Annotated in this window: 12 protein-coding genes and 1 tRNA gene; 10 read left to right on the top strand and 3 right to left on the bottom strand. The window is 39.6% G+C overall.

Annotation, left to right across the window (positions count from 1 at the left end):
• Positions 1–15 precede the first annotated feature (15 nt).
• From COR50_RS20470 to COR50_RS20440, 7 genes are all read left to right on the top strand, one after another.
• Positions 16–1,137 carry a helix-turn-helix domain-containing protein gene (locus tag COR50_RS20470; protein WP_098195728.1) on the top strand — a complete coding sequence of 374 codons (1,122 nt, stop codon included), beginning with the start codon at positions 16–18 and terminating at the stop codon, positions 1,135–1,137.
• Between the two features lie 149 nt (positions 1,138–1,286).
• Positions 1,287–2,273, top strand: coding sequence for an alpha/beta fold hydrolase (locus COR50_RS20465; protein ID WP_098195727.1), 987 nt, complete (start codon positions 1,287–1,289; stop codon positions 2,271–2,273).
• A gap of 5 nt (positions 2,274–2,278) precedes the next feature.
• Complete coding sequence (locus COR50_RS20460) at positions 2,279–2,956, top strand: hypothetical protein (protein WP_098195726.1); 678 nt, start codon at positions 2,279–2,281, stop codon at positions 2,954–2,956.
• Between the two features lie 97 nt (positions 2,957–3,053).
• On the top strand, positions 3,054–3,491 hold the full coding sequence (locus tag COR50_RS20455; RefSeq protein WP_098195725.1) for a hypothetical protein: 438 nt from the start codon (positions 3,054–3,056) through the stop codon (positions 3,489–3,491).
• A 28-nt stretch (positions 3,492–3,519) separates the two neighbouring features.
• Positions 3,520–4,524 (top strand): OmpA family protein, encoded by a 1,005-nt coding sequence (locus COR50_RS20450; RefSeq protein ID WP_098195724.1) that lies wholly within the window; start codon positions 3,520–3,522, stop codon positions 4,522–4,524.
• Positions 4,525–4,550: 26 nt separating this feature from the next.
• On the top strand, positions 4,551–6,233 hold the full coding sequence (locus COR50_RS20445) for a CocE/NonD family hydrolase (RefSeq protein WP_098195723.1): 1,683 nt from the start codon (positions 4,551–4,553) through the stop codon (positions 6,231–6,233).
• Between the two features lie 34 nt (positions 6,234–6,267).
• Entirely contained in the window at positions 6,268–7,197 is a 930-nt protein-coding gene (locus COR50_RS20440; protein WP_098195722.1) for a hypothetical protein, read from the top strand.
• A 59-nt stretch (positions 7,198–7,256) separates the two neighbouring features.
• Here COR50_RS20440 and COR50_RS20435 read toward each other — a convergent pair whose 3' ends face one another.
• Together COR50_RS20435 and COR50_RS20430 are read right to left on the bottom strand one after the other, a co-directional pair.
• Positions 7,257–8,264: a PDDEXK nuclease domain-containing protein gene (locus COR50_RS20435; RefSeq protein ID WP_098195721.1), complete on the bottom strand. Its 1,008-nt coding sequence runs from the start codon at positions 8,262–8,264 to the stop codon at positions 7,257–7,259.
• A gap of 227 nt (positions 8,265–8,491) precedes the next feature.
• Positions 8,492–8,579 (bottom strand) — tRNA-Ser (locus tag COR50_RS20430).
• Positions 8,580–9,196: 617 nt separating this feature from the next.
• Between COR50_RS20430 and COR50_RS20425 the strand changes: the two genes are divergently transcribed.
• The 3 genes from COR50_RS20425 (at position 9,197) to COR50_RS20415 (ending at position 11,039) form a co-directional block, all read left to right on the top strand.
• Positions 9,197–9,652 carry a DUF1801 domain-containing protein gene (locus COR50_RS20425; RefSeq protein ID WP_098195720.1) on the top strand — a complete coding sequence of 152 codons (456 nt, stop codon included), beginning with the start codon at positions 9,197–9,199 and terminating at the stop codon, positions 9,650–9,652.
• A gap of 8 nt (positions 9,653–9,660) precedes the next feature.
• On the top strand, positions 9,661–10,119 hold the full coding sequence (locus COR50_RS20420; RefSeq protein ID WP_098195719.1) for a YciI family protein: 459 nt from the start codon (positions 9,661–9,663) through the stop codon (positions 10,117–10,119).
• A gap of 275 nt (positions 10,120–10,394) precedes the next feature.
• Positions 10,395–11,039, top strand: a complete 645-nt coding sequence (locus tag COR50_RS20415; protein ID WP_098195718.1) for a LuxR C-terminal-related transcriptional regulator — start codon at positions 10,395–10,397, stop codon at positions 11,037–11,039.
• A gap of 20 nt (positions 11,040–11,059) precedes the next feature.
• Here the strand turns inward: COR50_RS20415 and COR50_RS20410 are convergent, their stop codons facing one another.
• Positions 11,060–12,472, bottom strand: a complete 1,413-nt coding sequence (locus COR50_RS20410) for a thioredoxin-like domain-containing protein (RefSeq protein ID WP_098195717.1) — start codon at positions 12,470–12,472, stop codon at positions 11,060–11,062.
• Positions 12,473–12,721 lie beyond the last annotated feature (249 nt).

Genomic DNA, 12,721 nt, shown 5'->3' with positions numbered 1-12,721 from the left:
CTTGGGAAATATAATATGATATATACAATCGGAATTATTATAAGCGCTTTCCTTGCCATTTTACTTTTGACTAAAAGGGATAAAACCATCGCTGATAAAACACTTTTTATTTGGCTTTGTATAACAACACTTCATCTCACGATATTTGCCATCAATTCTTCTGGTGAATACCGTGGATTTCCTTACCTGTTGGGTTGGGAAATACCCTTACCCCTGGTTCATGGGCCGTTCTTGTTTTTGTATGCTACCGCTTTTACCGCGAGTACAAAAACAGTATATAAATTATTACATTTTATTCCCTTCGTATTAGCAGTATTATTGATTTCCCCATTTTTAGCATTGGGCTACCAGGATAAAATTCTCGTGTACCAAAACGGGGGTACATCCTTTCAAACTGAAACAGTTACAATATTTATAGCATCCTTGATATCCGGAATTGTTTATTGCTTATTGACACTCCGGGTTTTATTCTTACATAAAAGAAGCATCAAGGATAGGTTCTCCTATACGGAAAAAATTAATTTACAATGGCTGTTCAATTTGACCGCCGGGTTATCTTGTATCTGGGTAATTGCCATTTTTGCGACGGATAAATATATCTTTATTTCCGTCGTATTATATGTACTGTTCATCGGGTATTTCGGAATAAAGCAGGTGGGCATTTTTACAAATCCCTTGCCGAAAACGGTCCCTTCCGTTCCGGCTGAGGATGGGGAGATTAACGCAGCCGAAACGCTATTTCAAGATTCGAAATACGAGAAATCTTTACTGCCCGATCAGCAAATAGAAAGTATATACCTGGAATTATTGCACCTGATGGTTGAAGAAAAACTGTTCCTCACCCCGGGGTTAACATTATCGATGTTGTCGCAAAGGCTAGCAGTACATCCCAATACCCTCTCCCAAGTTATTAACAGGCGCGTGCAGAAAAACTTTTTCGATTATATTAATACATTAAGGGTAGAGGAATTTAAAGCGCGGGTTGCGAAGGTTGAAAACCAACAATTCACCTTGTTGTCCCTTGCATATGACTGTGGTTTTAATTCGAAAACTTCCTTCAATAGAAACTTTAAAAGCATCACCGGCCAATCTCCATCCGCATATTTAAAAGCTGCCCAGATAAACCTCAAAGAATAAGTTCCATTGTTCATTTTTATGGTTCCATTGTTTTAAAATATTGATTATCAGTATTTAATTGTAATTAAATAATACGTGCCACCTTTCATATCAGGGCGATTTTCGACCGGGGTTTATAGACTTTTGCATAAACTGAAAATCGAAAAGGTATGTATCAAAAAATTGTATCGGCTTTAACCTTAACCTGCTTATTGTTTACTTCTTGTAAACAGGATCTCGAGGTAGATCAACCGGGTAACCTGGTGCCAAAGACGGTTGATCAAGATGTGAATTTACCATCTATCGCCGTGAACGGAACCCTCTTACATGCCGAAACTTACGGCGACCCTAATAATTCGATGGTCGTTTTTCTTCACGGCGGTCCCGGCGCGGATTATAGAAACGCGCTCAATGTTAAGCAATTGGCGGATGATGGTTACTTCGTTGTTTTTTATGATCAAAGAGGCTCCGGCCTGTCGAGGAGACATGATAAGAATACTTATTCTATACAACTCATATTTGACGACCTGGAAGCAGTTATTGAGCATTATAAGAGTTCACCCGGCCAAAAAGTGTTTCTATTCGGCCACTCTTGGGGCGCTATGCTGGCTGCCGGGTTTATCAATACCCATCCGGATGAAATAAACGGCGCTATCCTGGCCGAAGCCGGGGGACTCAACAAGGATCTATGGGATCAATATACTGAAAGTAGCAGGAGGGCGAAGCTTTTTACAGAAGCCACTAACGACGTTTTGTATTATGATCAATTTCTGACCGGGAAAGACAATGAGCATGCAATACTCGATTATAAACTGGGTATCGCTTCCAGTTATACTTATGCGGAAGGCAATGATGAAGGAATAGAGGGCCCTTCGCCATTTTGGAGGAATGGTGCCGTGGTTTTATACGCATTGAGTGATATCGCTGAAAATGATGGATTTGACTTCACGCAAAATCTCCATAACTACCAACCCAAAGTACTTTTTCTATACGGGGAAAACAATAAATCCCACGGGCTGAAATTTTCAGAAAAAGAAGCCGCGTTTTTTCCAAACCATGAAATTGCCCAAATAGATAATACCGGTCATGAAATGATTTACTTCAAATGGGAATCTGTGTATCCCGTTGTACTCAATTATTTAAACTCTTTAAACTGATCCCCATGAAATATTTACAAATATTAATCTCCGGTTTATGCCTCGCAGGTTTTTTCCCGCAAGCCAAGGCGCAAACGGTGAATTGGAAGAACATGGAGAATACAGCTCACATGATAACTTTGGGTTTGGGCTGGGATTACAGTTTGTCTTACAATATTGGTTATGCTTACCATCCCGCTGCGGTAAAAATGCCCTTGGTTATAAATGCAAATTTTTCAATGCCTTCAGGGGAAAAGCTATTGGACGATTTCAAACTGAAGTTAGGTGGGCAGATCGTGTTACTAAACCATTCGAATTTTAAAGGTGGTATTAGCTTAAATGGCATCTACAGGCGATTTGAGAACCCTTTAACGAGGTTGTTGAATTTTGGAGCAGAAATGAAGGGGCGTTTTGGTTATTACAAAAATGGATGGTTCGTTGCCGGAGAGCTCGGCTTTGACAAAGCCGTAATTACGCACTTTAAACATAGTGATTTATATAAGCAGGATATTTATGAAGGGGTCAGGGATGGATGGTACAACCCCGCAACGGGAGGGAATTTCCTTTACGGTTTGCAAGCAGGTTATTCATTTAACAAGTCGGATATAACCCTCGATCTCGGGAAGATTACCACGCAAGATTTTAAAACAACCCCGCGCATTCCTTACTATTTAGCGCTAAGCTTTAATCTCAGGATCAATTAATCTAATTTGGCTTCCCGTTTTTGCGAATAATTATTGTTTTATTTTAATTATTTAACTTTTAACATTAATTTTGGCCTGGAAATTTAAATCATATTTTATGAAACGTATACTATTTCTATCTACGGTTTTTTTGACATTGGTATTATTGATAAGTTGTTCGAAGGATGATAAAGATAGCCCGGACAAGGGAAAAAGCATGAAATTTACCATTAGCACAGCGGGATTTCTGTCCGGGGATTATATATCTATCAATATTAATGGTGATACTTACGAGAATACGTCATCTATATTTAAGAAGAATGGCAGCCTGTTGAGTAACCAAAAAATCATCATGCTAGATGAAGACGATATTGCCGCAGGCACTATCATACTTGAAAGTGCAGTGCCGTTATCCAAGGTTTATATGATCATTGCTGGTTTTAGCAGTTCCGGCACTTATACTCTGAAAATTGAACCGGTTATCGGCGGAAAGGCGCAGGCAGCACTTACCCATACTTTTGATGGGGAGTCATCGGTGGTGAATTATGAATTTTAAGTCCTAGTTAATTTAATTATTATCAATAATGAGGAAACTTGTTTACATAAATATCTGGATGTGGATCATTACGTCAATTCTTTTTGCTTGCGCGATCCCAACACATGCTAAGAATCATATTGGTGTAAAGTGCCTATTTACGAATCTAAGGCCCAGCCATGATCATACAGGTGAGCAAAAAGACTCTATACCTGTATCTACAGCCGAACTGGGCGATATCCCATTTTTTAGTTTGCCGGAAAATATAGCATACGAAAGTAAACCCCTGCAAAGAAAGTACGATGAGATTTATTTCCCGGTAGATAAAGATGGTAAGTTAGAAAAAATTTGTGGGCGATCATTTAAATCTAACATGATTAATAACGGTAGCGCTGAATGGTCCAGGCCATATTTTGTAAAAAGTTATGACCGTGCAATCAAAGCTGCTGGCGGAGTAAAGTTGTTCGAGGGCAAATTTAAACCGGGGCAAATTCAATTTATGAAGAAAAATGCCGAATATTTAGGGGAGGAAGGCTCGTTAGACATTTATAACAATACAATTTATGCATACATCATCCGTAGGCAGGATGGCGCCGATATATACATTCAGTTTGATGCTAATACTGCTGGTGGTGCAATTCAGATAGTCCGGAAGGAAGCGTTTAAACAAACTATCGTAACCGTAAATTCAGACCAAATCAGTAAGGAGCTGAATGAATATGGAAAATCAATTTTGTATATTCATTTCGATACTGATAAAGCTACTTTGCAAACAGGTGGAAAAAAAGCAATTTCAGAAATAGCAAAGGTCTTATTAAATGATAAAAATTTAAAGCTCGCCGTGCATGGTTATACAGATAATTCCGGGAGTGAAGCTCGTAACCAGGCACTTTCCGAAAGCCGTGCTGATGCTGTTGTCCGGGAATTAATTATATTGGGTGTTGACCAGTCGCGGTTGTCTTCAAAGGGATTCGGCGCAAGCAATCCACTTGCTGACAATAATTCGGAAGCAGGCCGGGCAAAGAATAGGCGGGTAGAATTGATTAAGCAGTAAACGAACATGACTTCTAAAATTATTATATGAAGTATTTAGGTTTTTTCTTGATTGCATTATTGGCATGCAAAATAACATTCGCCCAACAACCATCCAGGGGCAATGATAATTATGTTATCCAAGATAGTATCTTGATACCTACTAATAGCGGTATAGACATATCCGCGATTATTGTGCGCAAGAAGGGGAACAGCGGGCCTTTACCGGCGATCCTGTTTTACACGACGTATTACCAAGGGCCTAACGATGCCATTTTTGCTAAAAGGTCTGCCGATAGGGGTTATGTCGGTATTGTTGCTTATGCCCGTGGCATCAGGACTGATTTGAAACATTACGCTCCTTATCAACACGAACAGAAAGACATCTACGATATTCTCGATTGGATCAGCAAACAATCTTGGTGCAATGGAAGCATAGGTATGTACGGGGGTAGTTATACCGGGTTTTCACAATGGGCAACAGCCAAAAACATACACCCGGCCTTGAAAACAATCGTTCCGCAGGTCGCGGTGATGCCGGGTTTCGATGTGCCGATGGAAAATAACGTACAAATGAACCTGGGTTTATATTGGCCCAATGATAATATCTATAAAAATGCGCCGATCAGGAGAAGTTTACCTTTTGAATGGTATCAGCAAGGTATCGCTTTTGAAAAGCTCGACAGCTTGGCGGGTTACAAGAACGAAATATTCCAGGAATGGTTACAACACCCGGCATATGACAATTATTGGCAATCCATGGTGCCCAGCCCGGAAGAATATGAAAAAATCAATATCCCAGTTCTGTCTACCACGGGCTATTATGACGGTTCCCAAATTGGCGCACTTCAATATTTTAAATTGCATAACAAGTATAATAAAGACGCCAATCATTATTTCGTAATAGGGCCTTATGATCATTGGGGAGGGCAGGCGCGCCCGTCTTTGAATTTAATGGGGTATGAAATAGATAGTGTAGCCAATATTAGCATGATGGATTTGGCTTATCAATGGCTAGACTATATTTTGAAAGGGAAGCCTAAACCTGCCTTGCTGAAAGATAAGTTGAATTACCAGGTGATGGGCACAAACGAATGGCAACACGCCGCTTCGTTAAACTCGATCAACAATGATACCTTGACATTTTATTTGCATAGCGGTGGCTTAGTAAATGTCAAGCCAAGGCTCGCTGCCTTTGAGAAGCAGGTAGTAGATTTCGGGGACAGGGAGACTCAGAATAATTATTTCACGCCGAATATCATCTTTGACTCCCTTGATATAAGTCATGGATTGACTTTCACAACGGCAGCTTTTGAAGAAGACTTTACAATGAACGGCTCGTTTGCAGGAGAACTGGCAGCGGAAATCAATAAAAGGGATATGGATATTTCCCTCGCATTATATGAACTGCTACCTAATGGAAAGTATTTCTTCCTCACCAGGTATATTGGCCGGGCCAGCTACGCGAAAGATAGCGGCAGTAGACATTTGTTGCAACCGGGTAAAAAGGAAAGCATCGTGTTTGATAATACGAGGTTTGTAAGTAAGAAAATCGGTAAAGGCAGCCGCTTCGTGATTTTGCTTAATATCAACAAGCATCCTTTCGAGATTATTAATTATGGTTCTGGGAAACCGGTGGCAGAAGAAACTATAGCTGATGCAGGGGAACCATTACAAATAAAATGGTATAACAACAGCTATATTAAAATTCCAGTACATAGGAATCGATGATAACCTAATCATTTAACCGGTATAAATTAAATTTATGAAACACTTATTGTTGGTAACCATATCATGTGCAATAATATTTTCCTGTAAGCAGGCAAAAAATAAAGAGTCAAAATCCTCTTTTTCGGACGCGGCGCAAGTAACCGAGCCAGCCGAACCGGCTGCCAAAGAAACCTTTAAAGAAGGTATCATCGACTTGGATATTGACTTCCCCGGTAATGAACTAAGCAGCCTGTTGAAAAAAGTTGATCCCTCGAAAGGTAATATCCAGCAACAAATGGCAGCATTGGTCGCAAAATTGCCTTCAGAACAACAATTGAAGATGAAAAAGCTGACGCAAAGCAATCCATTTGTATCGATGCAGGTTTTGTTAGCTCCGCTCATGAAAAATCAAATATTTGTTGCCAGGAAGCGGGTAACGGCCAAATGCGACGGGCTGACTTATCACTTGGAAAATACGTTGGATGCAAGCTCGAATACGGGAAAGATATTTGTTGAATCAAGAAATAACCCGGCAAATTCCGTGACGTTTAAGTATGATGAATCATTTTGGAAGGAAAACCAGTTACAGACTAGATTTGACGTTGAGTCTTACAATAGGCAGCAAACAGACGAAACGGCAACCGTTGCTGGGTACAAATGTCAAAAAGTAAATTACACGCTCAAAAAAGCAGATGCGAACCCGATGCGTATTGCTAAAATAGCGGTATGGACATCTGGAAAAATGCCGCGATCGCTAAATTTTATCCACCCTTATTATGTTGAGGAATCGAATGGTATTATGAAGATCGAGCTTTATACGAACCAGGAGGAAGGCCCCGTGTTGGTCTACGAGTTTAAAACAGTTACTTCCACCGGTGTTGAAGCTGAAGATCTGGAGATAAAGCAAGGCAGCCCGGTTTATAATGCGGCTACGGAACTTGAAACCATAGGCGGCAAGTTGATGGGAATAATGTTTGGTGCGTAAAAGGCAGCAATGCTTCCCTGGTTAAATATTTTGAATTGTTTGCCATGATGTGACATACTTCAATGATCATTTCCGGGGAAATTGTGAAGCTCCTTGTTTACTTCTTCCAATAATTGTTGTTCGGAGGGTAAATATAGTTTGTATTGGCTGGCGATGATTTGTTTTTGACCTTCGGGGAGGGAGAATTTCACCATGGAATCATTTTTATTGGCGCACATCAGGATGCCGATAGTCGGGTTTTCATGCATTAGCTTTTCCACGCGATCATAGTAATTCACGTACATTTGTAACTGCCCAATATCTTGGTGCGTAAGTTTATGAGTTTTAATTTCCATGATAACAAAGCATTGAAGTAAACGGTTATAAAATACCAGGTCTACGAAAAACTCATCGCCCTCGATATGTAATCTTTTTTGTCTCGCGACAAATGAAAAGCCGTTACCCAATTCAAGTAAAAAGTCCTGGAGGTGGGTAATGATTTTACCTTCTAAGTCTTTTTCGTAATAAGAAGCTTCCATTTTTAATCCAAGGAATTCTAAAAGCATGGGATCTTTGATGATTTCTTTGGCATCGGAGGGAAGTTTCTCTTTTCGAGCTATTGCTAATACGCTTTCCTTATCATTGCTTAGTAAAAGGCGTTCGAATAGATTGCTATTTATTTGTCTTTCAAGCTGCCTAACCGTCCAATTATTATTAATAGTTTCAGCTATATAGAATTTTCTTTGATCCTCAGTGCCAAGGCTTAATAATAATTTATAATGGCTCCAACTCAATTGCGTCCACAATGTAGACGCAATTGGAAAGGTGCGATAAAATTGCCGATAGCGTTCCAATTGCCGGGGAGAAAATCCGCTTCCAAACTCCGGTTGTAACTGTTCTGAAAGATATTTAATTAGATAGGTTCCGTAACCGGCACGATCCTTTCCTTGCTGTTCTTCTTCGAAAATCCGTTTGCCGATATGCCAATACATCAATGTACGCTGATGATCTACGGTACGAATTGCATTATCCTTAGATTGGGATATAATAGCTTTAATATCCGCTATAATGGAATGGTTTACAAACATGGTTGGGTCAACAAAATTTAATGAATTTAAAGATAAGGCTATTTACCTAATTTATAGTGTTTGTTTTTTATAATGATTTCAAAACCAGTGGAATATGAGGATGGATCGAAGATTGGAAAAATAGATTAATAGTACTAAACGGGGGCCAAAAGATTGGAGATAATACAGCGCCCGTTATCTAGGCATAAAAAAGCTCCTAGTATCCTAGAAGCAGCATCCCCGAAGGTTGGCGGAGAGAGAGGGATTCGAACCCCCGGACCTGTTACAGTCAACGGTTTTCAAGACCGTCGCAATCGACCACTCTGCCATCTCTCCGGCGCGAAAGTAGAAATTGGAATTGAAACGGCAAAATTTTTTTGAAAATATTTTTTGAAGGAGCTAAATATCAATGTATTAGAACCTTCAAGATAAAGGGGGGATAACGAATTCCAACCCGTTTAAGAAAAAAATATTGAAAAGGTAAGAAGTTGATAGTCAATATGGTAATTGTTTTTTTGACATTTGTAATAGCCTGTAAAATTATTTTTATAAAAAAGGGTGTTTTTCACGTATGAATCGCATATTGAGACTGCTAATTTTACATCAACACAGAACACATACCATTAACCTACTTATATCTACATCCGGTTTTTTAATCCCGAAATTATTAGATAATAAACCCCAATTATAAATCCAGGCTTGCTAACCCCAAAAAGTAAAAATAATAGCAAGTTTAAGGGATGGCATCTAGCCCATTCCTCCCTACAAACCCCGTTGATGTTTTTTGGTAATCGACACGCGGGGAAAATTGATTAAATGTGAAAGCTCTTCCTATTCTTGGGATGGGCTTTTTTCGTTATAAAACTACTTGTAAAACAAATACTTGGCCATTAACAGTTCATTAATAAACAATCATTGGCTTTTTCTTAAATTGTAATTACAATCTACCTGTTATGCAATATAATGCCAATAGCCCCGCGGAATATATCCGGCAGGTTCCCGCGGAACGTAAGCCGGCCATGGAGAAGCTAAGGGAACGTATCAAGAAGAACTTGCCCAGCGGTTTTGAAGAAACCATGAGCTACGGAATGATCGGTTACGTTGTTCCGCATAGCATATTTCCAAGCGGGTACCATTGTGACCCAAAGCTGCCTTTACCTTTCATGAGTATCGCTTCCCAAAAAAACTTTATCGCGGTTTACCATATGGGAATTTATACGATGCCCGCCCTGATGGATTGGTTCGTAAATGAGTACCGGGCACATTATAAGGCTAAACTGGATATGGGAAAAAGCTGTATGCGCTTCAAAAAACCCGGCGATATACCATATGATCTAATCGGTGACTTGGCCTCTAAGATCTCCGTGCAAGAATGGATAGATTTTTATCAAAATTCAATCAAGAGATAATTATCAATATGAATAAAAATATCTTCTGTTTTTTATTAGCAATAGTATTGTTTACCTGCGGTGCATACGCGCAAGAAGTAAAATACGATAAAGCATTGGCAGATTCCCTAGGGGCTGATGATTACGGTATGAAGCAATATATTCTGGTCATCCTGAAAACTGGTGGCAATAAAACGAAAGACAAAGATTCCCTTAACCATTATTTCCGCGGACATCTTAATAACATCCATCGCCTAGTGGGGGAAGGTAAGCTGGTGTTGGCCGGTCCTTTTGATAAAAATGATCTCCAGTACAGGGGCATTTTTATTCTAAATGTCAAGACGATCGATGCGGCAAAAACGTTGTTAGGAACTGATCCTGCATATAAAGCCGGAATTTTTGACGCGGAATTATTGCCCTGGTATGGACCCGCCGCATTACCATGTTATATTGATATCAATAAGAAAATTACCAGGAAGGAACCTTAAACATCGAACGGTGGCTTTTTTCAAAGCATGAGGATTAATTTTATAGATAAATAATTGTAATGCAATAAGTGATGTATAAATTTTAATAACATAAAATTTCACTTTATATTATATAAAGGGTTGGTATTGTTATACTTTTGCATTATATTAGAAATAGTTCGAACACTATCCTTACCGGGCTGTAACCCGGTGCAAGTTTCATCCTTTAATACTGATACAACCCGGCCAACTTTATTTAAAGTCCACTTTTATTTGAGCAACCTATACTGTTTCTAATGGATAATGTTGATGTGAAAATCTCATCTATTACAGCTATAGCCGATGAGTTACCGGGAGTTATTATTATTCTCGATGCCCATCTGAACGTAGTGTATATTTCAAAGCGCGGTGAGCGTCATCTCGGGGCTTCCCTCGATGAAATACGTGCCATGGGCCAGGATTACCATACCCGTTTTTTTAACCATGATGATATCGAAGCGTATATTCCAAAGATCAAAGATACCCTTCACAGTGGTAATGAAAATACCTTGGTGAGTTTCTTCCAACAGGTAAGGAGCGGCCTGAACAATGGTTGGGAATGGCATTTTAGCGCCATGAGAATGTTGTCGAGGAACCCGGTTTTTTATATATGTATGGCGTACCCGGTAGACAGTCTCAACCACGTTAATAGCAAGATTGACCGGTTGATGCAGGAGAACTTATTTCTCCGGCAAAACAGCCGTTTGTTTGCTACCCTGGGTAAACGGGAAAAGGAAATCTTGGGCTTATTGGCCATAGGTAAAAGCGCCAACGAGATCGCGGAGCAATTATTTATAGCTGAAACTACCGTTGAAACACACCGCAAGAACATCAAGAGGAAGTTAAATATCAATACGGTTTACGAACTAACCCGCTTCGCACAAGCTTTCGATTTGATATAATTTCTTTTAATTGTCGCTGATCAGAGTTTATTGATATAATTAACTACTTGCTGGCTACCCTCCAATACATGTTTGCCGGTTACGATTCCTTGCCGGTCAAATATCAAGGCGCAGGGCAGGCTGTTGATCTCGTTCTTAATAATAATAGATGACAACATCCCTGGAGCTAACCAATAGCTATGCGCAGCTCTCAAGTTACGGGGAACTATATTTTGCGAATGTTGCCAGGATTGGTAAGATTTTTCCAATGAAACATATATCAAGGAAACCTTGTTGGTATCTATCCTGCTGAATGTATGCTTTAGCTTGGCAAATATTTCCTGGCTTTGTTTTTGTTGGCTATGCCAGAAAATTAAAAACAGTGCTTTTCCCGGGAACATGGAACGAATTTCTTCAAAGTACATGCCCCGGCCACTGGCTGTTTTATAGATATTGTAATCTCCAGCGGTAGATTTGTTTTCAATGTACCGTTGCAGGTAGGCTTTATAATTTATAGGGCTAGTTGGCATGGCGGCAACTTTCTCGTTAAATTCTTCCCTGCTCATTTCCTTCGCGTACTGCTTCAATACTAGGAATCTTACTTGGTTGCGCGCGGTGGGATGTATTAATTTCGAAGTGGTTTTAAATAGTGCAGATACATTTTTGCTTGTTTGGAATTCCTGTAAGCAATACAATTGATTCATCCAAAGCTCATGTGTTAGTAAAATGGTGTACGGCGTGTGGTAAGGTATCTTCGAGAACTTTTGGTACTGCGCAATCGCTTTATCGGCGAGTAATTTGCTTTGTGTCGGATTATTAAATTGAAATAACTGGCAATATCCCTGCGCTAGCCTTTCTACCAGTTGCGCTTGTAACTGCCATTGCACGTAGCTGTTGAAATATGGACTTACAGCTTTGGATTTGATATATTCAGAAAAATATGAACTGTCCGCTTTATATTGATCTGTCAAATAATTGATATACTTGGCGATATCATCCTTATTTCGGATAAGGCTCCTGCTAGCGGTGTTTAATTGCGCTGCCGGCGCTTGGTTGGCCAGCCGGTTTTGGTATAATGAGCGGTAAAAGTTCAGCTCTGAACTCCGCATATTGTTATGGAGATGTTTTACTATTGGAAATTTCTGTTCTGAATACTGGAATATGACCGTGTCGCCGGGGACGAGCAGGTAAGGTGTTTGCGTGATATCTGCCTGTTTAATCACGAACGGTTGCTCTACGTATAAATGGAAAGTATCGGCATGCTGCTTGGAAGGATTGGCTATTAGCATACGGATATCACCGAAGGCATCCTGGTACAGCAATTGTACTTTCTGGTACTGTGATTGAACGATCAGTACGGTGCTGTCTTTAGCAGGCTGCGCCTTCGCTATACTTACATTCCAATTTACTACCAATAAATTCACGAAGGTCAGGAGACCTAAAATCTTTTCCATGGGGTTGTAGCTTATTTCAAAAGTACCGGGGAAACAAATGTAGATAAATTTAACAAATACTTATTGACTTTCAATGAACTAACAGGGTTATGGAATTATATAAATATTGATATTGTTTACTATTTATAATTTTTTTACCTGTTTAAGTGTTTTACTTCCAATTATATGTTTTGTAGAAGGTTTTTGTCGTGCGCACTGCAACGGGGGAATAACCACTCAAGGAATTTTATGAATTTGTTGATATATTTA

The organism is Chitinophaga caeni, assembly GCF_002557795.1.
Lineage (GTDB): Bacteria > Bacteroidota > Bacteroidia > Chitinophagales > Chitinophagaceae > Chitinophaga > Chitinophaga caeni.
This window is presented reverse-complemented; position numbering and strand designations above follow the sequence as displayed.